Origin of the sequence: Bacillus sp. CH_70 (genome assembly GCF_038007045.1) — a bacterium.
GTDB lineage: Bacteria > Bacillota > Bacilli > Bacillales > Bacillaceae_G > Bacillus_A > Bacillus_A cereus.
In genome coordinates this window covers 127,324-153,299 of the sequence record NZ_JBBOWL010000002.1, presented here as the reverse complement: position 1 = coordinate 153,299, position 25,976 = coordinate 127,324, and the positions used below count along the sequence as shown (strand labels likewise).

Genomic DNA, 25,976 nt, shown 5'->3' with positions numbered 1-25,976 from the left:
TTTTAAGTCTAAGAAATGTAATAACCACCTACTAAATTAACTTGTAGGTGGTTTTAAAGTTATTTAAAATTAAATTTAATTGTTGTAGCCTGTAATTTATAAAAATAATAAAGTTGGTTAATTCTTCTTCAACTAATGCCTCTTATTGAAAAAAGTAGCTTGCTCCATTTACTAAATTTTCATCCTATTTTACATATCTTAATCTGCCTCAACATCTTTTCCACCTAAATTTTGAACAAATCTTAATAGATAACCATCAGGGTCCATAATTAAAAATTCTTTTTGCCCCTTTAATTTAGTATCAGCTCTATCTAATTCAATAAATTCCTTTCTTTTAGCACCTTCTACATCATCTGCACCAAGCATTTCAAAATCATAAGGTAGATTTAAATAAATAAGCTGAAAAGCATTTCGCTGTACTACCATTGTCTCAATAGCTGCATTACTGCAGTAATCCAGTAATTCCATAGCAACTTTGCTTCGAGCCTTATCTACCTCAACTCCGTATGTTTTTATTTGATTTTCATCATTATCTAAATGCTTCGCTATTTGCTTTAATATTCGCCCTTCGCCACAAGTTGGATCAAAAATATTTATTGAACCTTTTGGTTTATTAAATAGTTCAACTAGATATTTTCCTTGTTGCTCCGGCGTCGCGAAAAAGCCACTTCTTAACTTGTTACCGATATTACTCATAAATACATCTCCCTTTAATATTTTTACTTTTTAATACCACAAAAAAGCGGTCCTCGGATAAAGATTTAAGCACTTTAAGCTTAAATCTCAGTCCGAAAGACCGCTGATATTTGTGGATATAAAAAAAACTAAAAAGTATACTTTTATTTTAACTATAAATCTAAAATTATTCAATTTGATTTAGTATAAATCAAATTTTAATTCAAGTGTAATCTAGCATATTACGAACCACTGCAGGCAAAAACAACTGTTACAAATGAAGCAGCAAGTTGGGCTATTATATCCGTCTACTGCACCTATAATAGAAATTCTATCAGTAAAAATTATGATGTTTCTTTACCCTAATAGTACTATCATATTAGTAGGAGGGGAATTATGCTTACTGTAGAGAATATGTTAGCAAGTTACGGCTTAGATTTAACTAAAAACATTAAAATCGTTCGACATAAAGATGAGGGGAGAATTGATGTTGTTGATTTATATGAAAAAGGACAATTAGAGTTATACCAGAAACATCAAAAAGACGATGTGTTTGGAGAATGTGAATATGTGGTTAGCTTCCTAGACTTTGAAGAAGGTAAAAAAGCTGTATTTATAGGTGTTTACAAAGTGTTAAGCAAATGCACCCCCAAAAAATTCATTACTGATAAACTTTATGATTGGATGAAACCTGAGTATAAAAAGGGTAATGAATATTATTATGAAATGGAAAAAGCCAAAGGCTTTGAGGAACTCGAGGATAGAATAATCATTAATTGGTCTGAGCGAACATTTCATATGTGGTTTGCACCAAAAAAAAAGGTAAATACATCCAGAAAGAGAAAACAATTTGATATCATAGAAATAATTCAAAAAGGAGCAATTCGTAAGTTTCCAGGCTTTTTGGATTTTACACTTACATACAACGATTTAAAAAAATTATACGATAACCCTGATGTTAACTCCACTTGGTGTAAAATGCTTTCCTCAGTAGCAGGAATCTATTCAATTTTAGATAGAGAAACAGGGAAATTATATGTAGGTAAAGCAAATGCATATGGTGGAATAGGAAAAGGCGGTATATGGGGAAGATGGGAATCTTACGCTAAAACTGGACATGGTGGTAATAAGCAATTAATTGAGCTATTAGAAAATAATCCAGAACGTAAACAAGATTTTCTTTTTTCGATATTACGTACTTTACCCAAAACAATTACTATTGATGAAATACTAGATATTGAAAATATTTATAAGGAAAAGTTGGGTACACGTGAATACGGGTATAATGCGAATTAGTAACTTTTAATATAAAATGAATAATAGAATATTATTTGTATTTAAAATTCACATAAAAACCACCTATTTTTTAATAGGTGGTTTTTATAATTTAAGATACTATAAAATTATTTTTCACCTATTAAATTCAGCAATTATTGGCATATGATCACTAAAATCAATCCACTCCTCATAAGAACCTATTTCAATAGATTCTAATTCGTTAAGGAATATTTTAGAAGCAAATAGACAATCAATATGAAATGGTCTGGCTTTTTCTTTTCTAAAATAATGGGTCGCTTTCAACTCTTCACCTTGTTCTTTCTTAGAAAGATGATGATATGCACTCTTAATTCCAAATCCTTCAAGAAATTCAACAACCTCAGAATGTGTCTTAACTCTTTTTATATGATCAAATACCTTATTACTATTCCAGTCACCTACAATAATACATGGATCCTTTAGCAAAGAAGCATATTTCTCTAAAGCTAAATATATTTGACCTATGTAACTACTATAACGGTTTTCACCCTTTTGTGACCAAACTGCAAACATAATAAATTCCTGTTCACCAGTGACTTTTAATGGAATGATATAGCGGAATGATTTATCATAATCAGGATGAATTTCAATTTGATACCTTTCATCAAAAGTAATTATTCCAATACCCTTGTTTGGATTATCCCCTTCCCATAAAAAATCATCAATACCTTTTTCATCTATAATCTGTCCCCATTTTTCCGGCTTTTCACACTCTGAAATTACTAATATGTTTGCCTTAAGCGGTAATATTTTTTCGATTTTCTTCCTAAATGCCATGCCTGCATTCCATGCAACTATTTTCATTTACCCAGCTCCTATATGTAATTACATAATATTATACAACCCATCAATAACTCTAATGTTTGTTTACATCTGAGGTAATTGATTCATACATACTCTAGTAAAAAGGGCATTACAATTAATAGCCTTTCCCTTTCACGTATTACGACATGATCTAACTATTCCGGTCTGTTTTTTGGTAAATTAAAAGCTTTAAAAACTTCTAAATGTACTCCAGTAATTTCCCTCTCTACAAAATCGATAAATTTGTTAATCTCCATATCAGGTGTCTTTGAATTTAGATTGAAATCATAGGATACAATACCTTTAGCATCATCAATGTCATAGTATGTTAAATTAAATTTTGGATGATTTTCTACTCCTTTGACTAATTCATCAAAAAAGTCTTTAATTAAAAAACCATACACCTTTGGTCCTTCTCTCTCTTCAATGACTTCTACTTTAAGTTTCATATCTTCAATTTTAGTAATATTTATTTGAACCTTCTGCATAAGAGCAGTTTTTAGCTCACCATAATTTATAAGTGCATACGTAGTATTTAATTCAAGTTGTCTTAAATCCATGTTCATCGCTGCATCTCTGGATAAAAATACTCTCATAATTACATCCCCCTTCTAAAATATTTCACCAAATCAACACCGGTTATATTAGCCAGTTAGACATTGCTTCCAAATAGGTTCTTATCATTTTAGCCAAGAAGGCTCTTTCCTCAAAGAATGTGAAGTGGTTAAATGGGAAATGAATTTCGGTTTGGCATAGCCAAAACATTTGATAGACTAGCTATATGAAGTTCTTTGATAACTTGATATATGCGGTTGCAAGAAGTAAACAGGGTGCGAAAACCAATCCATGCGGTTCATATCAACCATACCAAGGGAGCGTCAAAGCGTTGGGCATCTAGGGTGGCCCCACAAGTAAAGCTTAGGGAGATGAAAGATTACTTTCTTTGTGGAACTGAGAGGCTCCCACATCATACTTTGCTAAGTGGCGAGTAGTTCACGGCTCCAATAGGTCCTTTATTTTTTCGCTAACGTCGCGATAGCTTACTCCATAATCTCAACGGGAAAAATTATTAAACAAACATTGAATTGCTGAAGAATTCTGTCCTCAACATTACATCAGATTTGTATCAAAAATGTAAATCCTCATTTTCCAGGTATTGTCCTTTATTAAGTTTTTGTCTTATAAATAATTCTGCAATAATTAAATTTGGTACCCATGCTAACCAAGCAATAATAGTGTAACTAACTTCAAACTGCTCTAATCCAAATAGTAATACAAACAAAGGTAGCCAAATTCTTAATGTAACTGCCGCAAAGGTTAAGGAATAATTTCTAATTATCCAATTTCGATGGTCTTGAATTTTCTTATTCTTAACTTTATTTAATGCTTGATATGCTGATGTTAGCCAAAATACGGATAACAAACCAAAACCAAGCTTTGCTACCAATCCCCCCATAGCGTAAAAGGATAAGTACAGTCCTGAAACGCCGCCTAATAATATACCAATCATATAGATTCTCCCAACTATTCGATGACGGTTGATATTCTTTCCTCTAAATTTTGTGGATAATGTAAACGGACCGATTACTAACGCTACTATACTATTCGTAATATGTATAAATAACATAATGTACCAAAAAATACTTAATTTTGATACAAACATAAGCTTCATTTTGACAAGCCCTGTTTGAAATCCATCCATAATAAAATATTGGACAACAACATAACTAGCTACTAAAATAGCCAAAAAAGTAAATATAAACCAAATTCTCCTGTTCAAATTTTACTTCCTCCTTGCTACATTTAGGGACAGTAGATTATACATTACTGTTCATTCTAGGAAAGAGTAGAAAAGCCTTCTTTAATTATCTATTCAACACATTGTTTTTCCATTAAAACAACTCTAATTGAAATCTATAAAAAATAAAATTAGATATATCTCAAAAAAAGTTGAGTTGTGCATATCGATTCATCGTTAGAACAACAAAAAGCTGCTTCAGCATATTTACCTGAAGCAGCTCTTGTTATCTCAAAAATGGTAATGGTGCTTGCTGAATTCCGTTTTGAGTTGAAATATAAAAAGATTTTGCGAATCCCCCACTGTGAATGCATTCGTCTATTAAAAGCATTATTGGAATCTTTCGTAAGTCTAACATTAGCTCCTTTCTAACATGTTCTGCTAAAGCAAGATTAGATATTGATAATATAAAAATTCCTGGTAAACTCTTCGTGTTTTCGAAATTCAATAAATTATTTGGTCCATTTTGAATTTGCTCTTCCCAAATTTTCAATCGCGATTTTAAATGTTTTGCATACCGCTGACCTTGTTGTACCCTTTCAAATATGAAGTTTTGATTTCCAATTGGAGTTTTAATTTCTCCAACAGCAATTGGATTATAACCAGTACCAGTACCTTGTAACTTAGGATACCAGCACCAGTTTTTTAATAATTGTTGGCCTATTGCAAACTCATATTTTATTTGATTCATAGTGACAAATCTTTGTACCCCCGCTACTCCAAGTTTTAACCACTGTTCTGGCTTCAAAGAATAGTTTGTGTTGCGATTATGGTAAGCCCACATCATTAAATGACCAGCAGTATTTAATGTGATTGGAGCAGAGGTTTTGGGCTGATCCGGAAATAGCCCCGATTTTATCTCCCATCTACTAACAAATCCATACAGTACTAGTTTTTTCAGCGATTCTGAAACCTGTGACCTACTAATTTTAGATTCCACAAAATTTTTAATTTGAGCTTCAGTAATCGCTAATGAATCCCAAATAAGCTTTAGTATTAAATTGTCTTTTTCATTTATAAAACCTGAATTAATTCTGTCATATATACTACGTAAATCTGTGAGTGGTTTAAATTTATCTGGAAGAATTGGTCCCCCCTGTAAAGAGGGATCATCCCAAAGTGATAACGATTCGTCCCTATTAAGCCAATATTGAACCGCCTTTCCATTCTCTTGTACGGAAACCTGCGGCGCGCTCATTAGTTATATAAAAACGCCGTTGGATCGTTAACTTTTTTGCGTCCAAATGGAAACTTAAAGATAACCCCCGACCCTCTCTCTTTTTCTACATCCATACTTACAATTCTCATACTTACTACGTCATCCAATACTGGCTGTTCGATTGTTTTAGGGACAATTCCTTTAATTGTGCAGCCTTGGTCCAATTCAACAAAAACTCCAAAACGCGGGTCAACATTTACAACCCTTCCTACAATTGTATCCCCTTCAGCTAATTCAGCTAATAACTGATAAGGATTTTCCACTGCCACTTTCCTAGAAACATGAATTAGTCGTTGCTCCGGATTAAATTGTAGAACCTTAACCGGGATGCGTTCACCAATAGGCGCATAGCGATCCACAGCGTTTTTATACACTCTTCCATAATTTAGTTCATGTAATTTCATGAAACATTCTGCACCATTAATGCGTAAAAATATAGTTGGAACCTGAGCATTCATATTGTATCCAGTTACTTCTGCTTCGTAGGTTGGCTCTTGCAGTCTTTCATCTTGCTCCAATTCTATTAATTCTCGAATTAACGCATCTGCAGATCTCCTGCTTGCTTCTTTTACTGAAACCTGAACTTTATTTACATCCAGTTCATCAGATATTTGAGTAATTACTACGTTAAAAATATTACCTGTGAAGTGTGTAATACTCCTAAAAGAGTAATCAGAGAAGTCTTCTTTTTTACAAACCCCTATAATCTTACCGTTTTCAAGGGCAAACTCAGCATATTCAGTATCTGGGTCGTCTTTATCGTGTCTTTTAACCGTTCTCAATACTGCTTGAATTGGCTCTTTATATCTATGTAGTCCCTGTAGCTTTTCATAAGTTTTTGAATCCATTAAAATATCTCCTCTCCCTCGTTCAATATTTATAAAGTTCAAAAATAATACTCCTACTTGAATTATTGTTACTTTTAGCTAAGAAACTAAGCTTTTTAGAAATATTTTCTGTAATTTATAATTGTGCTATTTTTCATATTTATAATCTCTATTATTTTTTCATTATTTTCAAAAGGTGAAACTCAGCAAGAAGCAATAGAAGTTGTAAACGACATTGTTACTGGTCCTAATAGGAAGACACTATTAATCGTTGCTGTGGTATTTGTAATTGGAGGAATATTTAGTGTTGGTAGTATTGTAAATAATGGCTATAAACCACCTTCAAATCCAAGTATGCGAAACAATCGTACACCTTTGAATTGTGCTCATTATGGTGGCGAATGGGACACTGGTGGTCTTTTTGAAGAAGCAAAATGTATTTATACTAAATAGTTGATAAAGGCCTTATCTTTTCTATAGGAAGATGAGGCTTTTTTATGCATAAAGAAAAGACACCCTAAGGTGCCTTCCTCCGACTTGAACCACTTTAATTTTAATAATATAGTTCTAAGTTTAAAAACTATAGGGATTTGTAAGTAGTTTTTACGAAATTATGAGTGTTTTTTATTTTGTATTTCAATAAGTTCATCTGGTATCACTTTTGTATAATATTCTTTTTCGGTTAGTTCGAATATAAATAATGCCTTTTTCCAGTTATAAACAACATCTTCTACATTGTGTTGTTTAATCTTTAATAAACACTGACCTTTTAAATAGAATAGTTCACCTAATAGGTATAAAGTATTTAGATTAATTGCTAATTTGATGCCCTTATCAATGTATTTTATTGCCTCTTCATGTTGATATGTGGAGGTCAAAGTTTTTGCTAAATTGAAAATGATTTTTAATTTAATTTCTTTATCTCTAGGAAAATCTAACTTATTAAAATTAGTTAAACATCTTTTTGATATAGTAATACTTTTTTCATATTCTTTATTTTCCCCATAAAATATAACCATTGTCTGCATAATATCTATTTCTCTTTCTGATAAAAAATCAACATTGGTTAAAGTTAGTTTTAATGCATTATTTAAAAGATTTAAAGCAGTTTTTATGGATCTGTTCACCTCAAATACAGCAATTGCTTCATGCCATAGGAGAAATTGTTTATCTTCTTTTGACTGGAAATTTTTTTCATCTTTCTCTTTTTTCACAATTTCATAAAGTTCTTTATATTGTTTTTGCTTTAAGCAATCTTTTATTACGAATTTTACATTCTCTATATATTTTAATTTTTTGTTTTGAGTTAATGCAAATATATTATTTGGATCAACACCAAGTCTTTCTGATAATTGATATAGCAATATGCTAGATGGATAAATTACACCTTTTTCGATTTTGCTAATTTGACTTTGTGAACATATTCCATGACATAATTCGGATTGAGATATATTTTTTTTAATTCTAAGTTCTTTAATGGTAATACCCAAATCATTAAATTCCATTTTCGACACCTACTATTTAGCACTTTATTAGTATAATAATATTCCCTAACCTTAATGTGAAGTAAAATTTATATAGTTTCAAGTATTGTTTGTTGAAAGGTCTTACCGTGTTATAAGATAGCAAGGCTTTTTAGTATATACAAAAAGAAAAAACACCCTAAGGTGCCTTCCTCTACTCAATCTACATAAGACTTTTCTTACAGCACAAATATATCTGGGTTCCACCCAATTTATATTTTACTACATCTCTTTATAAAGTTTAATTAATTTAATGTAAATTTTATAAAGAAAAGACACCCATATAAGAGTGCCTTTTCCGATAGTTTTTTAGCAGAAGCAAGAAGCTCCAACAATAATTAATAAAATAAATAATACAACTAATAAAGCAAATCCTCCTGCAAAGCCACAGCCGCCACCGCAGCTACCACCAAAGCCCATAATAATTCCGCCTTTAAATAGTAGGAGAAAAATAAGGAGTCACTCATGTATTTTAATGGATTCAAATTACTTTATGTTTTTATGGATTAAATGAGCATGGCCCTTTGAAAATAAAAAAAGACGCTATAAAGCGCCTCCCATTTGGGTAAATAAGAAGTAAGGTTTCCATTTTAACTGAAAAAATAGAACAGGTGCTTAGATTTTATCACGATTTTTTTCTAAATGAACATGCATTATTACATACCATAATAAATCCCTCTATTTTCCATTTGATAAAATGAATTACCAATATTAACAAGATTCAAATAAATATTTCTACAAATTCAAAATATTTACAAAAATAACAAAAGTGATACATTTAAGGTGCAAGTTAAAAAATTATTTGAGGGGGATTTATTATGTTCAAAAAGTTAGTAGTAGGAGCATTAGCAGCAGGTATTGTATTGACAGGAGGAATTGGTGCAGCATCAGCAAACGTATATATTCCATATGACGAATGTTATAGCTCGCATGTATCTTATAATAATGGTGTATATACTAAATATCTTGTTCAACCTGGTGACAAGTTTAATAATGTATACAAGGAAGATGGGATTACTTTTTATTTTAAAGGTTGGAAAAAATTATCTTGTGGAAAATATGTCGCTTTATATGAGGGAAGAAAATAATAGAATATATCATGAAAAGCCTCTACTAATGAGGCTTTTCTATTTGTTTAGAAGTATTATACTAAAAAAGACACCCTAAGGTGCCTCCCTTCAACTCGAACCACTTTAATTTTAATAATATGTATTGGAATTCCTTTCAAGTATCATTTTTCTCAATGAACAATTGGTATATTTTAGGGTGTTTTTTACTATTTTTATGTTAAGATATTTTGGTTGATATTCATCTTATTTTAGGAGGTTGTAAGATCTGTTACATGCTTTTCATATGGATTTTAGTTTCTATACCGAAAGTATAAAAGTTTTAGGGCTATTAGGGAATTCTACTCGATTATCAATTGTTTGTAAATTGATTACATATGGATCGTTGTCTATTTCTGATTTAAGTAAGCAAACAAAAATTACAGAAGATTTGATTGTACAACATTTACGTAAATTAGCCTCTGGAAATATTGTAATTAGTGAACGTATAGGGAAAAGACTTCATTTTAAAATAAAAGATAATAAAACAATTGAGATTATTAGGGTATTAGGATTACTAAGTTAATTTTAATTACTCTCAATATAAATGATTTTGCTATAACTCAATTGTGCAAAATTAAATTTAGCCTGCCTATGGAAATAGGTAGGTTTTTAATATACAAAAAGGCGCCCATATAAGGGTGCCTTTTCCAATAGTTTTTAGCAGAAACAACTGCATCCGATAATAATTAATAAAATAAACAATACAACTAATAAAGCGAATCCTCCAGCGAAACCGCAGCCTTCGCCGCAACTACCACCATATCCCATAACAATAGTGCCTCCTTTAGATTAGAGGGTAAAACTAGGGTTCATTCCATGGATTTTAATGGGTTCACTTTACCTTATGTTTTTAAGAATTAATTGAGCAGGTCCTTTTGAAAATAGAGAAAAGACGCCATAAGGCGCCTTCCTTTTAGGTAGATAAGACTTTAGTTTTCCAATCTAAAGAAATTTTGTATTAGTTCTTTGAGAGTATATCATGATATTTGCTTGATTTATTATGCATTTTTACATAACCCTTCAAATCCCTCTATTTTCCATTTGATAAAATGCAATCCCAATATTGTTAATAATTAAATAAACATTTCTACAAATTGAAAATATTTACAAAATATACAAAAGTGATACATTTAAGGTGCAAGTTATAAAACATATTTAAGGGGGATTTATTATGTTTAAGAAATTAGTAGTAGTAACATTAGCAACGGGTATCGCATTAACTGGAGGCATTGGAGCAGCATCAGCAAGTACAGAAGGTGTAGATAATACTAAAAATTCAGCACCAATTATCCAACGTACCCAAATACTTAAAGATGATTTCAGTCTGATAAATGGTGAAAGAGAAGTATCGTTCGAGCATGTAAAAAAAGCAGATATGAGAGTTCATATGACAAACAATACTAAAGGTACACTTAACTGGTCTTTAAAAGACTCAAAAGGTAATGTTGTTGGTTCTGGATCGTTAGCAGCAGGAAAGGGTTTTACAAATACGTACAATACTCTTCCAAAAGGTAAATATAAGCTTAAAGTTACTCACAGAAATGGTGGTTCTGGATCGTTCTATGCAGCTGCTCGTACTTTAGACTAGTATACATAGAACCATTTTAAGCGTATTGAAGACGAACGATCAGAGAGTTTGGGGATTAAGGAGTTTTGTCATAATATCATCGTTTGCAAATACAAAGTCACAAAATGCCTACCTAGGGAAATAGGTAGGCATTTTTAATGCAGAAAAAAGACACCCAAAGGTGCCTTTTACGCTGTAATAAATTTAAATACATAGTACATAAAGAATAACAAAGATAGACTTGCTAATCTGCCAGCAATTGATTCTTTCATAAATTTCATAAGTATCACTTTGACAATCAATGCTAAGAATAACGGTATAAACAGTACCATAGCAAGTTTGATAGCTAAGTCGTTTATAGTTGGATTAAACGCTTCAAAGTTAATAATGATATTCACTTATCCCTCTTTTTTATCTATTTATATTTATAATTAGATTTATATTGTTTTGACTAATAAAGAGACGTTAATTTGAGAACCATTTATTTTTGGATTATAAGAGTACTCTCACATTTACGACAAGCAATCTTCTCTTCTTCAAAAATGAATAGATTTTCAGCATCACATTCTGGGCATACAACTGCAAATGGTGTTTTTATATTTTTATAGCATAGGAAAGAAAAGAATGCCATGATTAGAGCAGGTATAATAAGCATCATAATTAAGAATAGGCCCGCAAACAAGCCTGTAATTATGGAAAGTGGTTTCATTAGTTTTCTACCTACGGAGTTTACTTGATTATCCTTTTTACGAAAAGCAGTAACAAGGTAAGTTTGGGTTTCTTTTATTGGCTCAAATGCATTTACCGTATTGTAATCTTGTTCATCCATAGTGGGATAGGAAGTGTTTGGTCCTTGATACCCTCGTTGTATATAATAGTTGTTTGACTCAGCTATTCGTGGTGTATACGAGATTCCAGTTCCAGGTACATAAGTTGTTGTTCTTGATTCAAGTGAAATAGAGTTCCCTCCCATACCTGTGTATGTAAAGTTAATTTTCACACCCGGGGAAAACTGGATAATTCTACGAAATTTATAACCCATAATATTGTATCCTCTCTATCTAATTAATAGAATTCTTTACTAATTATAACAAATTTTTAGTATATCATATTAATATATTTAGTTATAATGTATTAACATAATATAAATATTTAAATTAAATAATTCAAGGCGTTTTATGAGTCCTTTTTTATAAAAAAAGACACCCAAAGGTGCCTTCCGACTTGAACCACTTTAATTTTAATACTATGTATTGGACTCCCATCCAAATATTATTTTACCATATTTATTATCTATTTTATTAAATTATTACTGGGCCTCTTGCTCACCTTTAGCTTTCATTTGTTTTTCATATACATATTTTGCTGTTGAAAAATCAGTAGCAAAATCACGTAGTGCCTTATTTATAATATTTAATTCTTCCTGCGATTTAATTTCAATGTTATTTAAATAGTCAAATGCTTTGGATTGTTTATTTGCAACATAATTTTGAGTAGAATAATCATCTGGGAAGTCTTTCTTAGCTTTTTCTTTAACCTTATTCATAGCTTCTGTTTTGTCGATGTTCTTTACTGGATTCGCTAATGTTCCAGTAGTTTGTTCCGGTTTAGGTACTTCTTTTTTTTCCGGTTGAGACTCCGGCTTTACGTCTTCTTTTTTAGGCTGTTCTTGTTCTTGTGGTTTAGGTGTTTCTTGACTCGGCTGTGTAGTTTTTTGAAGTGAACTAGTTTGCTCTTTTTCATAGGAGTCTACTTTAGATTTCAACTCTTTGATTTGTGTTTTTAATTCTTGCTGTTCATTAAAGTGTTGATCGATAAGTTTATCCATATCTTTTTGTGAATACTTAGGTTTCATATCTTCTGATTTGGAATCTTTAAAAATAGCTACGGAAGCAATGATAGCTACTAGTACAGCGATAATTCCAATGATTAGTTTTTTATTCATTTATGTTCCTCCTAAAATACAATGATATTATTATATAACAATTAAACGTTTATAGGTAGAAAAAAAGACACCCTAAGGTGCCTTCTTCCGAATTGGACTATCCTGTATTAATGCCGTTACTATTAATAAATTAAATTATAAAAATAATTTGTTATACTTCTATGTACCCTAGTTGGTATAATGTATAAGGAAATTATTGGTTAATTAATAACGAACATATATTAGGGAGGTATACAAGTCATGGAACTAATAATTTTTTCATTTGTATTAGTGGTAATATTCTTTATTCTTTCAATAACTTTAAGTGGTAAAGGTCAGCGAATAGCAAAAGAAGTTTTAAAAGAGCTTATTAATGGTCCTGAGGGAAAAATGTTGGTAGGTTTTTTTGGAACTTTAGCAGTTATAGGAGTAATTTTTATCATTTGGTTTTTATTGAACTAAACATTCCAGTTACTCAGGCTGATACAAGGTGCAAGAAAATTACTAGATAATTAAAGGTACATATATATTAGGAGGTACATAAACCATGATAGAGTTAGTTACGGCGTTTTTCTTACTAATTCTCCATTCCATTGTTTATCTCTTTTCAAGTGGAGAAACTAAGCAAATAGCAAAAAAACATATAAAAGAAATTCTTAATAGTCCTGATGGAATAATAATATTAGTCTTTGCTGCGGCACTTTTAATCGGGGGGATATATTTATTAACATTATGATTTCAGATATCTTAGTTTAAAACGTATAAGGAAATTAATAGCACGCATTAGGGAGGTACATAAGTAATGATAGATATAATATTCTCATTCTTCTTAGTGGTTACTTATTTCATTATTTATCTTTTTTCAAGTGGAGAAAAGAAACAACAAGCAAAAGAAAATCTAAAAGAAGTTATTACAGGTGCGGATGGTAAACTCCTATTAGTTACTGTTATGGGAATTCTAATCATGGTAATCTGGTTATATTTTTATGTTTTAGGTTTATGAATATAAACTAAAATCATATCCAAGTATACGAGATAATGGTTCACCTGGGAAGTATGCGTATTATGGTGGAGAATAGGACACTGGTGGTCTTTTTGGAGAAGCTAAATGTGTTATGAAACTGATGAACCGGATAATAGGTAGTATATAAAGGTCTTATCTTTTTTATAGGAAGATAAGGCTTTTTTATGCATAAAGAAAAGACACCCAAAGGTGCCTTTCTCCGACTTGAACCACTTTAATTTTAATAATATGTATTGGACGCCAATCCAAATATTATTTTACCATGTTAAGTTGTTTTGTACATTGAGAAATACAGTTGAAAATATATATTTTTAGTATAATAGATCCAATTCATTGATAAGTTCTATGCACTCTTTATATAAATTTATACTGTTCATTTTCAGAGTGTTGGTGCCATTAGTTATTGTATCTTCAATTTTTCGACCTTCAACTATATCAGCAGTAAAAGTTGAAAATAATCTTCGATACGTAGTTAAAAGTGATGTATATTGACGGTTTAAATATAATAATTTTCCCTCTTGTTTTTTGGATATTTTAATCACATTTTCATGATAGGCAAAAATTTGATCGATAATACTTTTAGACAAATCTAGATGCATATTTATTTCTCTAATCGACATATCTATTTTTTGATTTTCAGTTGTAGCAGTCGCTAAATTGTATAGCTCTTTGTGTTTTTCTTCTAATTTATCAATCTTTTCTTGAGCAATAGTTGCTATATTGTTTGATTTTCCAATCAATACATCTAGTTGTTCTATTCTTGAATCTGATTCAGTTAAGTTACTTTCGGTTTGTTGCCTTGAATTTTCAACTTCTGCTAGCTTAGTAGTAACTAATTGTAATGTGTTTTCTGCTTCTTCGATTTTCTTGGTAGCCTTCTTTTCTAAATATCTAATATAAAGAAAGGCAGCGGATGCTAAAGCTATTATGGCTCCGCCTACAAAAATAACCCAATTACTAATACTTGAGATTTCTCCTTGTAAAAATGTAATTTGGCTGTCTTTAGCAGAAATGATCTTATCTTGTACATCCTTTACAGTTTCCAGAGATTCAACTTTCGTTTGTAATTTGCTCAATTGTTCTTTAATTTGTTCGTTAGATATTGTAAATAAAATCAGTTTCATTGTTCTTCTCCTCGTTTGTATCATTTCACAAATAAAAGCACTCATTAGAGTGCTAATGCTTATTTCAATTTATTACGAATAGCTTTTAATACTCCATCGACGTTGTAATCAGGAATATTGCTAATCGTCATCTTTTTTGTACCCAACATTTTCTTTATTTTTAAGTAAATAACACCAGTATTCACGTTGGATAAGCCAAATAAATTTGGAGCAATATCGAAGTCTACGTTTTTAATATCCTTGTATTTAATTACTTCAGCTTCAGCGCCTCCGAAAAATCCGCCTTTCATCATTACGAGGTAGAGATTATGTTCCCCTACAACCATAAATCCCATTTTTGTTAATTTAGGATTAGCAACTTCAAAGCAGTGGATATTTTCTTTTGCCTTCATAACTTTCTTTAAAGCATCGAAAGCAAACTGATAGTACTTACGCTCAGTTTTAGGTAATTCTTTAGATATTTCAATCATTTCGGTTAGTGTGACTGGGTATTCAATAATGCCAAAGCGTTCATCAATTTTAGTGTATTTTGGAGTAGCCATATAATATCCCCTTTAAAAATGTAAGATTTAACCCAAGCATAACAAATCCAGTTACAACTATTTTGTCATATTTTGTCGAAAAAGTAAAAAAAGAGAGTACCAGTCTCTCCTTTTTATCTATTAGTAAAAAATAGTCACCTATATGGTTGATGTTGATATTGGTGATACTGTTGATATGTTTGAAAATGTTGTGTCGGTATACTATAAGGATGAGCATATGGATCTGGTGGTGGATCTGGTAGTGGCCAAGGCTTTGGTTTAGGAATATACCACCACCACCATGGCGGTCTTTCAGGTGTCCAAGGGTGAGGCACAGGGCCTGACACAGGACTCCAAGGGTCAGGCATAGGGCCTAACACAGGACTCTGTCTATAAAAGTATCCATTCAAGTTCGTTCCTCCTAACATAAATTTGATATTCATTTGATGTATTATATCTATTTGGGAACATAATGGATAATTGTCCCTTTAGAATTGGGGGAACATCTAAAGACAAAAAAAGAGAACCGAATGGTTCTCTTGGTAGGATTGATAAATTCAAGTAAAATTTTACCTCTTTTCTTTGGGAAAAATTTCTTCTACAATGAAATAAAATCACAGTATATCCTTGTTGTTTTGCAACATTTTCACGTACAATGAAACTTGTTTTGAAAAACGTCCTTGCTGACGTCCGTCTGGCTTCTCATAAGCTCGTTGGATGTCATTGCAAAATTTAAAACTTATTGCTAATCATAAAAAAGACACCCAAAGGTGTCTTCCTCCGACTTTAACCACTTTAATTTTAATAATATGCATTTGGACTTTCATCCAAATAATATTTTATAATATTAAGTGATATTGGTGATTGAGAAATATGAATCGAATCTATTGTTTTACTTTTAAGCTCTTTTCGTATTCTTTAGCTTCATCAACATTTTTAAATGTTTTTAAATCGAATATCTTTTCTCCATCAATACATACAACTAATACTCCATCTTGAGCTTGAAGAACACTACCTACATTACCTTTTCCGAGTGAAATACTGAAGGGATTCTCTACATTTAATGATTTCTTTTTAGCAAGATAATCTTTAAATGGCATACCAATGGATAGTTCGTCTTTTAAGCCTTTAATAGTGTTACCAGAAGTAGTTGTTGGTTGTTCCTTTTTTGTAGCCTCTTCTTGCTGTTTGCTTTGCTTTTCAGCCGTCTCTTGTTCAGCTTTCTCCTTTTTCACAGTCCCTTTTTCTTCAGCTTTCTTCGCTTTCTCAGCTTCCTTTTGTGCTTCTTGCTCAGCTTTAGATTCTTTGGAAGTACTTGCTGTCTCGTTAGATGAACATGCTGCTAATCCCATAAATAAAGCGAAACAAGTAAGTGTTGTTAATAGTTTTTTGTTCATAGTATGTATCCCCCAGCGTTTAAAATGTAAGATTTACCTGAACTATCATAACAAATATAATCACAACTATTTTGTCATATTATGTCGAAATGAAAAAAAGACACCCTAAGGTGCCTTCCTCCGACTTGAACCACTTTAATAATATGTATTGGACTCCCATCTGATTTCCACTTCACCATAAAAAAGGTAATCATTTTGATTTAAAATTACATTTTATGAACTTCACCAGTATTAGAATTCACATTGAACCAACCATAAGTTGCTGTATGTCCGCCTTCTTCGTCTGACACAATTTGATATACATGTATGACATACTCTTCACCTTCAACGCCTTCGTATTGGCAGTAAACTTTAGGATTGTTGGTAATGTTTAAAGTTTTTCTAACTTTGTTTTCTGCATCTGTAGGAGAGAGCTTTTGTTTGCTGCTTTGAGCGGTTTGCTTTTGCTGTTCTTTTGCTTGTTGCTCTTTTATTTGTTGCTCTTTTGCTTGTTGTTGCTTCTTTTGCTCCGCTGCTTTTTTCTGCTCTTCTTGTCGTTTTTCTTCTTCCACTGCTGCATTTTTCTCTTTTTCCAGCTTCTCTAACTGTTCCGTTACCTTTTGATTTTGTTCCGTGAACATCTTATCTAAAGTTGTTTCTTGTTGTACTTTTGTCAATATTACCTTTGATTCATCAAATTTCTTTTCGCTTAGAAGGTCTTGAGCTGTTTGTAATTCTCTATTGTAATTCTCACGTTTATCTTTATATTGAGTGAGTGTTTCTTTCTCCTTCTTCGCCTCATTTTTCACCATCTCTAAACCGTCTTTCATGGTTGAAACTTGGTCGAATAACTTAATTGCATTGTCGATGTCGAGTTTTTCTTTTGCGATCAGCGCTTTTTCCATGTTGGATGCTTGCTTTTGCAAAGTTTGAACTTCCTCGTCCTTTTTTTCTTTTAATGCAATTTCAAATGAAGCATTTGCATTTGTATATTCCTTATTTGCCAGTGCTAATTTTCCCTGTTCTACCGCTTTATCAAATGTTTCGTTACTGCAACCGAATAATAAGGTTGCGATTAATAAAATAGAAAAACTCATCAAGAATTTTTTCAAATTTCTCCCGCCTTTTTATATGTATTTTCCTTATATAAGGATAAATAAATTAAATGTCGCTGATTCGCTGCATCTTCTTTTTCTTCGCAGTCAGTCATCATAATCATAGCTAGCAATAGACTATATGCAGCGAAATACTGTTTTTAAACTTCGTAAAAATCTTATGTTTCAACATGGTGTATCCTCCCTGATTGTATGATTATAATGAAATCATTTAATATTATAATATTTTTATATAAAATGAGCCATATCATTTTATTAAAAAATGCGATGTATGTAAAAAAAGACACCCTAAGGTGCCTTTCTTCAACTTATCACCCCTTAACATCAGGTGTTATCTACATAATTGAAGAGATAAAACACCCCTACATTAGTAATTACTTCACGTCCCTATTTTAAGTTTACAAAATCCCAAAAATTCCCCTCTTATAAAAAATAAAAAGGGGGGGATTTTTTTATTAATCTACATGTTAAGTGTGTACAAATCCTAAGGCATACGATCTTTTAAATCTGCTAAAGGTATAAGCTTGTCGACAAGCCATAATTTCTTATTTCCATCATAGATAAGATTTATTTGCATTAATGACATATTATCAGATGAAACACCATTAACTGTAATTTTACTTTTCACTTTTGCTAATACATTTGCTTTTGTAGTATCCAAAAATGCATAATACAGCTCGCCACCTGTGTATTCAGATTGAAATGAAACTTTCTTCTTTTCTTTCTCATCTCCAGTTCCTGGAGCAGATTGCGTTGGTCCACCTGGTGGTGTTAATTCTTTCTTTGCATTTGGTGTTATATATGCATCGATATTAGCAAGGTAAGATTCGCCTTTACCTGTATCATAAGTACGGAAAGCTTTAAGAAATCGTTCTGCAGCTTCCTTTACTTGTTGTTGATTATTACTCTTTAGAGCTAACAATTCCTTTTTCGTATCGTTGTATTGTGCCTCCACCTTTTCCACTTTTTTCGTTAATTTTATATTATCAGTTTTAAGTTTTTCGTTATCAGATTGATATTTTATTAAAAACCCTACACTAGCTATTAATAAAATTGCTATTATAATGGTGATTTTCTTCATGATTCACCTCCTTTTCGCAGTTTCATAAGTTGCTAGATGTTACATGCATTATTATCTAACTACACGACCATATCCCGCAAAATGCTGTTGAAAATATGGTTTACTTAAATCAGCATAGCCAATTGGATCGCCAGCATGATACATTGTATTATTTCCTACATAAATGCCAACATGCGTAATGTAGTTACTTGTAGCATAAGTGCTATGGAAAAATACTAAATCTCCTGGCTTAGGATCTGTTACACGTTGGGTTTTATCCCATTGGGTTTGTGCAGTACCAAATAAATTAATACCAACCCTTGAATACGTATACTCAATAATTCCACTACAGTCAAATGATGTATTTGGCGTTCGCCCTCCAAAAACATATGGCCATCCTTGATACTTTAGTGCTTCTGCCATAATTGCTTGGAATACATCATCACCTAAAACACTACCACCAGCAATTCCACCAGAACCACCAGGAGTTTGTCCAGGTTGATAGTATCTCATAATATGTGGGACATAATCGGGATCACCATAGCACCAATTATTAGCTACAGCCTCTGCACTTCGCCACGAACCACATTTATACCCATTTTTAGCTGATTGCTCTGCAGAAAATGCTCTTGCATTCTCGTGTGTATATCCACCTTTCGAAACTGCATAGTTAGCGTATCCAGTTCCGTAGTTATAACATTGTAATGTGGTATTTTGATCACCATTTGATTTTTTATGACAATCAGCAAAATGCATTAAACCATATTTTATACTTTCCTCTGGATCAGTAAAATACCCTGGAGGATGCCCTTGTGATTCCGAGCTTTGCATTACATCTAATTGTGTTCCAGAACTTTCTTGTTGGATAAGAGCAAGAATTAAAGGCGTCATTGCTTCAATACCATGCTGTGCCGCATGTTTCCTTACCAACGGCTCCCATCTCATTACTTCAGGACTAACACTTGCAGTCCCTGGGGCAAAAGGACCACCAATTCCTCCAGGACTGACTTCATCTTCACTCATACTAGCAGTTAATAAAAATATCACTATACCTAAACCTGCAACAACAGCCAGAATAACACTGGCTATTATTAATAATGGCTTTGCAACAGCAAATGTAGCTGCCTTTTGAGCTACTTTAACTGCTACTTTCTTCCCTACTTGTGCAACTGCTTTACCCGCTACTTTTGATCCTTTACCAGCCGCCTTCCCTAAAGAATGGCCTGCCTTTTTCAAGGCAGGCTTAGCATTCTCTAGTTCAGCTTCAGGATGATGTTCATTTTCAAAGTTGCGATTTGGTTCCGCACTCAATGTATAAACCCTCCCTCACGAGCTGAATTATTTTGGTTTTATGTTTTCTTTTGCTTTTACATTTTTTAAGGCTTCTTGTTGCGTTTGTGCTTTTGCGTTAACTTTCTTAATATCTGCTCCTTCTTTTACATGTTGTTGATTATTCACTTTAGGAACACTTTTAGTTTGTTGTTGATTAACTTGTTTTACCTCTACTTGTTTTTGTGGTGTACTCACATGGGAAGTAGTGACCGGCTTACTCTCAACCGGATTCGATTGTAATGGTGTTGTTCCTGACTGTGGTGTTGTAATTGGCTTGCTCTCAATCGGATCTGTAATGGTGTTGTTCCTGACTGTGGTGTTGTAATTGGTTTGCTTTCCATCGGACTCGATTGTAATGGTGTTGTTCCTGACTGTGGTGTTGTAATTGGTTTGCTTTCCATCGGACTCGATTGTAATGGTGTTGTTCCTGACTGTGGTGTTGTAATTGGCTTACTTTCCATCGGATTCGACTGTAATGGTGTTGTTCCTGACTGCGGTGTTGTAATTGGCTTACTTTCCATCGGATTCGACTGTAATGGTGTTGTTCCTGACTGCGGTGTTGTGATTGGTTTGCTTTCCATCGGATTCGATTGTAATGGTGTCGTTCCTGACTTTGGTGTTGTAACTGGCTTTGTTTGACCTGTTGGTGTTTTAATTGCCGCTAATGGTTTTACTTCCGCTTTTACATCTTCTTGCTTATTATCAAGACCACCATTATTTTGAGGCGCAGCTGGTCTGATTTGAGCTTTTACATCTTCTTCTTTATTACCTAGTTCCTCATTTAATGGTGCTACTGGTTTAACATTCGCCTTTACATCTTCTTCTTTATCTTTTAATTCTGCTTGTTGTACTTCAATATTATTATCTTGAGGTTTCTCACGTACTGCTAATTGTGGATTTTCTTTAGTTGCGGCTACTTCTTCCTGAACCATTTCTTGCTCCTGATGTCCTTTTCTATCACGAACACCTAAATTTTCTTCTTTTTTCATTTGACTAATATTTTTTTCTTTTTCTGCTTGCATTTGTTCTTTTTCCTTGCGTTTACCATCTGCTACCTTCTCTTTTCTATCAGCATAGTTTTCTTTCAACTGTTTAAACTTACTATAGCCTGATTTACCCACTTTTCCGGCCATTGCCGCACTTGCAACACCCGCGGCTCCAGCTACTGCTACACCTCTTCCAACTGTCTTAGATCCACGTCTAACATCACGATATTTCTGCCTAATATTACTCATAGCATCTGATGCGCGTGCAGCTCCTGCACTTGCTGGTACCGTAGTAATAGCATCAAAAATCGTTTTACGATATAACCAAACACCTAAGAACGAAAGTACTTGTAATGCAGCAACTACTAAATAACCATACTTATCCGTTGCGCTAAATAAGATTGAAGAAACCCAAAACATTAAAGTTATAAGAAAGCCAATTGCAACTTTCATAAGCAACGTTCGGAACAATTCAGATAAAAATCTCTTTGCTGTCCCAGTCCATGCAGGTACTAGTGCCATCAATAACATTACAGGTGACATTAATGCTACGATAATAAACATTAATTGGTAGAACAACATCGCCATACTACATAATCCTAAGACAACCCATAAAGGTCCATTGATTAAGAAAAGTAGTAATACTAAAGCGCCACGCTCAAAAGTAGCATCTAACACTAGAATTTTATTATTTTCATCTTTTACCTCATGTTCTAGGAGTTTTTGCCTTTCATCCGCATTAGTTGTTGTTAACATTTTCTTAATTCTCTCATCACCGATTTTTTTCATATCTGTTGTACCAAACTGCAGTAATGTATAAGGTTGTTTTATTAATAGAGTGTGTGTTAAATCAGTAATGGAATCTACACCGCTTGAATATCCTTCACTTGCTCCACTAATACTTTGAGTGGAATCAAGAACAGTTTTATTTACTTGTTCGGAGAAAGTGTTTAGTCCTTTGATAATATAACTTGAGTTTGCGAAAAAACCTAAAGTAAAAACTAAGATCCCTAATGCTTTTAACAATCCTCCTAGCATCTCTGACTGACGTCGTTGTACAAAACCTACCCAGATAACCCAGCAGGCTAATAAAGCTAACATAAGTCCAATTAATTCACTATATATTCCATTACCCCAAGAACCATTGAACCCTGCTGCTTTAGATATTACATCGCCTAATTTATCTCCTACATCAGCTACAATATTGAGACTCATAGATTGGCCGACCATACTTGTAACAAAAGTACTAATTCCAAGATTAATGGTCCATCCAATACTTATAAGACTAAATAATACAGCAACCATTTGTTCTTTAACTTTATCCCCCCATTTCCAAAACTTAAGGGATTCACCAAATCCACCTTCTGGTGTATAAATATCAATCCCATAGCTACTTGGAGGGTATTCTTCATATTTTAATTTTTCCTTATTCTTTGGAATAATATCGTCTATAAGAGAAGGTCTGGGTTCTTCCTCTGCATATACTGGAGCAGCTTTAAAAATTAAATTAAATGCTAAAAGCAAAGTACAAATTAATAACAATAGGGTAATAAACTTTTTCATTACATGTTACTCCCCCTTTTATGGGAAACCTATTAATCTTTCGAACTAAACTCATTTGTCGGTTTAGTATTTGCTACTTCATCGATTTCATTTCGATAAGGGGCAGCATAACTACGTACTTTAAAACCTTTATCTGTTCGAACCACCCTTATCCACTTTATTTCTTTATCAATATTTTTAGGGGGTTTTTTTGATATAAAGTTATACATAATCGTATCCTTATCGACTATATACTCTTTTACTTTATAATCTTTGTAAGACAAATTATTTTTAGGACCTTGATTTTTATCTAATATAGTATCTTTTTCTCCATCTACTACAAGCTTAAGTATTGTTTTATGATCCCGTTGTAAATCTGCTTTTACAAAATCTAGCATTATTCCTCTAGGAGTGTGCCCCTGTTTATCTTTTTCTTCCCCTACATTTGTTTCGCTATTTCCACATGCAGCACTCAGAATTAGAGCGCCAGCACATAGACTAGATAGCATTAATTTTTTTAGTTTAGTTTTTACCATGTTAACTCACTCCTACGTTTATTTTTTCTCCCCCTTCTTCGACAAAGGTTGCATTAACTTCCTGCTTTTCATCATCATTTGACTTTCTATAATTCTTTCTTGCATTTGGTCTTGTATCGAATGCATCGTATAAATCCTTAAACACTACATCCATTGTGACAACACCTGTTCTTCCTTGGATATCTTGGAATAAACATTGTCCTGTTTCTAAATTAGTAATAATCGCATGATTTTCTTCATTATCAGGTAAACCAAAGAAATCTAAGATTGAAGAAATCTCTTTACTGTCGGTATTACGGAATGAGAACTTCATACCGATATTATTCTTAAATGTCTCATCTCCAAGGTCACTTGCGCTTTGAGTTGCAAAGTATACTGCAGAGTTTAAGGCACGACCTTCACGAACTAGCTTACGAGCTAACTCTCGCCCTTGAGAAGTCCCCATGATTGCCCATGCTTCATCTAATAGAACAATTTTGAATTTAGTAGGATCCTTTTGAAAAAATTTTCTTGCAAAAGAAGATAGAGACATCAACATACTAACCGATAAGTTTTCTTGTAGGGTATAATCTTTCGGATCTTTTTGAATGTCTGGCATGTCAAGATGCTGAATTTGTATGATATTTACTGCCGTGTCAAGTTCAATATCTCTATTTGTTCCATCCCCAAAGATTAAGTGTGCAAAGGATAAATTCTCAAAAGCTTGAATATGAGCGGCTAATTGTTGATCCACTTTATCCTCACTATCTTCAAGGTATTGAGATACAGCTGTTAAGCACGGTTCTTCCATTCCTGCTACGAATTCTACAGCTGAAGCTAAGCGCGGGAATTTTTCCGAGTTATCTGGTTTAATACCTGTAATGAAAGTAAGAATTGTCATTGCTAACTCAATTGCATCTTTCCGACTATGTTTATAAATGATAAATGGGTCTAGTTTCCCTTCATCTCGTCTATCAGTCCCTAGTGTAATTACATTTACCTTACCTTCTAAGCCGTGTAAATCTTCTGTCCAGTTCCCCCTCTCACCTTTTGGATCGACAATCAGTGTTTGGGCTCCTCCTAGTACCGCTAGGTAAACAATTAAGTTTGTTCCAAATGATTTACCAGAACCAGTACTTCCTGTTACTGCAACTGAAAGTGCACTCGTTTTTTGATTTGCAACAGTATTTGTCGCTGCGAGAGAAGGTGTCATATAAACTGCTTTGTTTAAAATACCAGTTGTACCTATATAAAATCCGATATTATCACCTAAATCTTGTGTTGCACCAAACATACCGGCTGCCAGAACCCCAGGCTCCATAAAGTGTATATAATCATTTACATATCTTCTAGCACCAGGGATAAATTCATTAAACAGCAGGAACTGATCTCCATATGGTCTTACTAGTTCAATCATCATCTCTCTATAAATAGAAATAAGTGAATTGGTATTTCGACGCATTGTATCTAAATCTTCAGCACATATACAGAAAGATACTGATGTCTTAACTAGTGGCATACGTGTTTTTTGTATAAGGGCTTGTAATTCAGTAGCTTCTTGAACACCTTCATACACGTTTAACCCAACAGTTTGTGCATTTTCCCTTGCATGGGCTTCTTGATCTTCTAAATCTTTTTTCTTTTTATTAAGTTTAGATAGAGCTTTACGATGGTTAATATTTTCTGTACGAACACTTAGTTCGATTGGGAAATCTATATTTTGGATCATATACATCCACTCTTGGTCTGGAAATTCCATTGTGTATGGAATCTTCGATGTAGATAAGAAACTCATATATGCTGGATACTCTAATCCATCAGAACCGATTTGAGACATTTCTATATGTCTTCCTTTAACGTCTATTTCGGATTCTGTTAAGCGTAATAAACTCTCTTGATTCGGAAAGATAGCAGAATCATCATCAACTACTGGTGGCGTCCATCCTGCTGTAACAGGTGCTTCCAATGTACGATAGAAGTTGCGTAATACAATCCATTGTGTTTCATTTGTTTCTAAACTTCTTACGGCTAAATGTTTTCTTATTTTGTTTCTAAAGGCGTTAGCTTCCCTTTTAAACATCTCCAAATCAGTTTTTAGTATTTTGGTATCACCAAGTAACCCAAACTGTTCTGCAGTGTTTTTAAAAGTATGGAATGCAGTGTAAAGCATTTCCTTAAGTCCTTCTTGTATGTGTCTTACTTTTAATTTCACACCTATAAAATAACGATATTCTACAGCGTTTTTACCAAATTTTCTTTCTAACTCATGGACAACGTCATCAGTATGATCTATTGCCAGCTCTTTTAGTTCACCACTCACTGTTTCTTTAAACTCATCGGCTTTTTCTTTGAAATTCTGATAAACAGGAATCATTAATAGATGTTTTTCTTCTTCATAATTCCAAAATAAACCGAGTTGTCGCATAAACAACGTATTTTTATCATCGTCTCCTTTAAATTCGTAAGGAATCCCGTATGCCTCATAATACGCCCAGCAAGAACCATCTTGGTTAAAAATCAAATTATCATGAAAATATTTGACTGGAAATTCAACCTGATTCATTTGTGCCTCCTTAGAGAAGAATATGAGACTAAACTAATTCTTCTGTATAGATTAA

At 32.8% G+C, this 25,976-nt stretch carries 29 protein-coding genes and 2 pseudogenes; 8 read left to right on the top strand and 23 right to left on the bottom strand.

Annotation, left to right across the window (positions count from 1 at the left end):
* Positions 1-198: 198 nt before the first annotated feature.
* Entirely contained in the window at positions 199-696 is a 498-nt protein-coding gene (locus N2V79_RS27745) for a DUF6094 domain-containing protein (RefSeq protein WP_109737694.1), read from the bottom strand.
* Positions 697-1,071: 375 nt separating this feature from the next.
* Between N2V79_RS27745 and N2V79_RS27740 the strand changes: the two genes are divergently transcribed.
* A complete protein-coding gene (locus N2V79_RS27740) occupies positions 1,072-1,971 on the top strand; it encodes a GIY-YIG nuclease family protein (RefSeq protein WP_340720427.1) in 900 nt (299 codons plus the stop codon).
* Positions 1,972-2,085: 114 nt separating this feature from the next.
* Here N2V79_RS27740 and N2V79_RS27735 read toward each other — a convergent pair whose 3' ends face one another.
* The 5 genes from N2V79_RS27735 to N2V79_RS27715 all read right to left on the bottom strand — a co-directional run bounded on the left by N2V79_RS27735 (position 2,086) and on the right by N2V79_RS27715 (position 6,661).
* Entirely contained in the window at positions 2,086-2,796 is a 711-nt protein-coding gene (locus tag N2V79_RS27735) for a hypothetical protein (RefSeq protein ID WP_109737695.1), read from the bottom strand.
* Between the two features lie 155 nt (positions 2,797-2,951).
* The gene (locus tag N2V79_RS27730; RefSeq protein WP_109737696.1) at positions 2,952-3,392 is read right to left on the bottom strand and encodes a hypothetical protein; all 441 of its coding nucleotides are present in this window, start codon (positions 3,390-3,392) and stop codon (positions 2,952-2,954) included.
* Positions 3,393-3,922: 530 nt separating this feature from the next.
* Positions 3,923-4,576, bottom strand: a complete 654-nt coding sequence (locus N2V79_RS27725; protein ID WP_109737697.1) for a DUF2306 domain-containing protein — start codon at positions 4,574-4,576, stop codon at positions 3,923-3,925.
* Positions 4,577-4,820: 244 nt separating this feature from the next.
* Complete coding sequence (locus N2V79_RS27720) at positions 4,821-5,792, bottom strand: hypothetical protein (RefSeq protein ID WP_340720426.1); 972 nt, start codon at positions 5,790-5,792, stop codon at positions 4,821-4,823.
* Complete coding sequence (locus tag N2V79_RS27715) at positions 5,792-6,661, bottom strand: RNA-binding protein (protein ID WP_340720425.1); 870 nt, start codon at positions 6,659-6,661, stop codon at positions 5,792-5,794. The genes N2V79_RS27720 and N2V79_RS27715 overlap by 1 nt, the downstream gene beginning before the upstream one ends.
* Positions 6,662-6,784: 123 nt before the next feature.
* On the opposite strand from N2V79_RS27715, the gene N2V79_RS27710 reads away from it, so the two are divergent.
* Complete coding sequence (locus N2V79_RS27710) at positions 6,785-7,093, top strand: hypothetical protein (protein WP_340720424.1); 309 nt, start codon at positions 6,785-6,787, stop codon at positions 7,091-7,093.
* 158 nt (positions 7,094-7,251) lie between these two features.
* Here the strand turns inward: N2V79_RS27710 and N2V79_RS27705 are convergent, their stop codons facing one another.
* Together N2V79_RS27705 and N2V79_RS27700 are read right to left on the bottom strand one after the other, a co-directional pair.
* Positions 7,252-8,145: a helix-turn-helix domain-containing protein gene (locus N2V79_RS27705; RefSeq protein ID WP_340720423.1), complete on the bottom strand. Its 894-nt coding sequence runs from the start codon at positions 8,143-8,145 to the stop codon at positions 7,252-7,254.
* Between the two features lie 327 nt (positions 8,146-8,472).
* Positions 8,473-8,583, bottom strand: a complete 111-nt coding sequence (locus tag N2V79_RS27700; RefSeq protein WP_000505681.1) for a YjcZ family sporulation protein — start codon at positions 8,581-8,583, stop codon at positions 8,473-8,475.
* A 398-nt stretch (positions 8,584-8,981) separates the two neighbouring features.
* On the opposite strand from N2V79_RS27700, the gene N2V79_RS27695 reads away from it, so the two are divergent.
* Both N2V79_RS27695 and N2V79_RS27690 read left to right on the top strand, forming a co-directional pair.
* Positions 8,982-9,251, top strand: coding sequence for an LCI fold-containing protein (locus N2V79_RS27695; RefSeq protein WP_000473809.1), 270 nt, complete (start codon positions 8,982-8,984; stop codon positions 9,249-9,251).
* 265 nt (positions 9,252-9,516) lie between these two features.
* Positions 9,517-9,795: an ArsR/SmtB family transcription factor gene (locus tag N2V79_RS27690; protein ID WP_139848241.1), complete on the top strand. Its 279-nt coding sequence runs from the start codon at positions 9,517-9,519 to the stop codon at positions 9,793-9,795.
* 134 nt (positions 9,796-9,929) lie between these two features.
* Here N2V79_RS27690 and N2V79_RS27685 read toward each other — a convergent pair whose 3' ends face one another.
* Complete coding sequence (locus tag N2V79_RS27685) at positions 9,930-10,040, bottom strand: YjcZ family sporulation protein (protein ID WP_000540371.1); 111 nt, start codon at positions 10,038-10,040, stop codon at positions 9,930-9,932.
* A 403-nt stretch (positions 10,041-10,443) separates the two neighbouring features.
* Between N2V79_RS27685 and N2V79_RS27680 the strand changes: the two genes are divergently transcribed.
* Positions 10,444-10,860 carry a hypothetical protein gene (locus N2V79_RS27680; RefSeq protein WP_340720422.1) on the top strand — a complete coding sequence of 139 codons (417 nt, stop codon included), beginning with the start codon at positions 10,444-10,446 and terminating at the stop codon, positions 10,858-10,860.
* 167 nt (positions 10,861-11,027) lie between these two features.
* Here the strand turns inward: N2V79_RS27680 and N2V79_RS27675 are convergent, their stop codons facing one another.
* The 3 genes from N2V79_RS27675 to N2V79_RS27665 all read right to left on the bottom strand — a co-directional run bounded on the left by N2V79_RS27675 (position 11,028) and on the right by N2V79_RS27665 (position 12,784).
* Positions 11,028-11,237: a hypothetical protein gene (locus N2V79_RS27675; RefSeq protein WP_001021325.1), complete on the bottom strand. Its 210-nt coding sequence runs from the start codon at positions 11,235-11,237 to the stop codon at positions 11,028-11,030.
* Between the two features lie 83 nt (positions 11,238-11,320).
* A complete protein-coding gene (locus N2V79_RS27670; RefSeq protein ID WP_340720421.1) occupies positions 11,321-11,881 on the bottom strand; it encodes a DUF4236 domain-containing protein in 561 nt (186 codons plus the stop codon).
* A gap of 267 nt (positions 11,882-12,148) precedes the next feature.
* Entirely contained in the window at positions 12,149-12,784 is a 636-nt protein-coding gene (locus N2V79_RS27665) for a hypothetical protein (RefSeq protein WP_340720420.1), read from the bottom strand.
* A gap of 240 nt (positions 12,785-13,024) precedes the next feature.
* Between N2V79_RS27665 and N2V79_RS27660 the strand changes: the two genes are divergently transcribed.
* From N2V79_RS27660 to N2V79_RS27650, 3 genes are all read left to right on the top strand, one after another.
* The gene (locus N2V79_RS27660) at positions 13,025-13,225 is read left to right on the top strand and encodes a hypothetical protein (protein ID WP_000420155.1); all 201 of its coding nucleotides are present in this window, start codon (positions 13,025-13,027) and stop codon (positions 13,223-13,225) included.
* 85 nt (positions 13,226-13,310) lie between these two features.
* On the top strand, positions 13,311-13,499 hold the full coding sequence (locus tag N2V79_RS27655) for a hypothetical protein (protein ID WP_000571721.1): 189 nt from the start codon (positions 13,311-13,313) through the stop codon (positions 13,497-13,499).
* 66 nt (positions 13,500-13,565) lie between these two features.
* Positions 13,566-13,766 carry a hypothetical protein gene (locus N2V79_RS27650; RefSeq protein WP_000565400.1) on the top strand — a complete coding sequence of 67 codons (201 nt, stop codon included), beginning with the start codon at positions 13,566-13,568 and terminating at the stop codon, positions 13,764-13,766.
* A gap of 332 nt (positions 13,767-14,098) precedes the next feature.
* Here the strand turns inward: N2V79_RS27650 and N2V79_RS27645 are convergent, their stop codons facing one another.
* From N2V79_RS27645 to N2V79_RS27590, 11 genes and pseudogenes are all read right to left on the bottom strand, one after another.
* Positions 14,099-14,911, bottom strand: a complete 813-nt coding sequence (locus N2V79_RS27645) for a hypothetical protein (protein WP_340720419.1) — start codon at positions 14,909-14,911, stop codon at positions 14,099-14,101.
* Between the two features lie 59 nt (positions 14,912-14,970).
* Entirely contained in the window at positions 14,971-15,453 is a 483-nt protein-coding gene (locus N2V79_RS27640; protein ID WP_340720418.1) for a PH domain-containing protein, read from the bottom strand.
* Positions 15,454-15,587: 134 nt separating this feature from the next.
* Positions 15,588-15,842 (bottom strand): hypothetical protein, encoded by a 255-nt coding sequence (locus N2V79_RS27635; RefSeq protein ID WP_340720417.1) that lies wholly within the window; start codon positions 15,840-15,842, stop codon positions 15,588-15,590.
* Positions 15,843-16,046: 204 nt separating this feature from the next.
* Positions 16,047-16,157, bottom strand: a pseudogene (locus N2V79_RS27630) (XRE family transcriptional regulator); the annotation flags it as partial.
* A gap of 159 nt (positions 16,158-16,316) precedes the next feature.
* Complete coding sequence (locus tag N2V79_RS27625) at positions 16,317-16,829, bottom strand: hypothetical protein (RefSeq protein WP_340720416.1); 513 nt, start codon at positions 16,827-16,829, stop codon at positions 16,317-16,319.
* Between the two features lie 206 nt (positions 16,830-17,035).
* A complete protein-coding gene (locus N2V79_RS27620; RefSeq protein ID WP_340720415.1) occupies positions 17,036-17,920 on the bottom strand; it encodes a hypothetical protein in 885 nt (294 codons plus the stop codon).
* A gap of 487 nt (positions 17,921-18,407) precedes the next feature.
* Positions 18,408-19,004: a hypothetical protein gene (locus N2V79_RS27615; RefSeq protein WP_087967559.1), complete on the bottom strand. Its 597-nt coding sequence runs from the start codon at positions 19,002-19,004 to the stop codon at positions 18,408-18,410.
* A gap of 51 nt (positions 19,005-19,055) precedes the next feature.
* Positions 19,056-20,294 (bottom strand): bifunctional lytic transglycosylase/C40 family peptidase, encoded by a 1,239-nt coding sequence (locus N2V79_RS27610; protein ID WP_340720414.1) that lies wholly within the window; start codon positions 20,292-20,294, stop codon positions 19,056-19,058.
* Between the two features lie 27 nt (positions 20,295-20,321).
* Positions 20,322-22,864: pseudogene (locus N2V79_RS27600) on the bottom strand (CD3337/EF1877 family mobilome membrane protein).
* Positions 22,865-22,896: 32 nt separating this feature from the next.
* A complete protein-coding gene (locus N2V79_RS27595) occupies positions 22,897-23,379 on the bottom strand; it encodes a hypothetical protein (RefSeq protein ID WP_050845187.1) in 483 nt (160 codons plus the stop codon).
* Position 23,380: 1 nt separating this feature from the next.
* The gene (locus N2V79_RS27590; protein WP_340720412.1) at positions 23,381-25,921 is read right to left on the bottom strand and encodes an ATP-binding protein; all 2,541 of its coding nucleotides are present in this window, start codon (positions 25,919-25,921) and stop codon (positions 23,381-23,383) included.
* Positions 25,922-25,976: the final 55 nt, after the last annotated feature.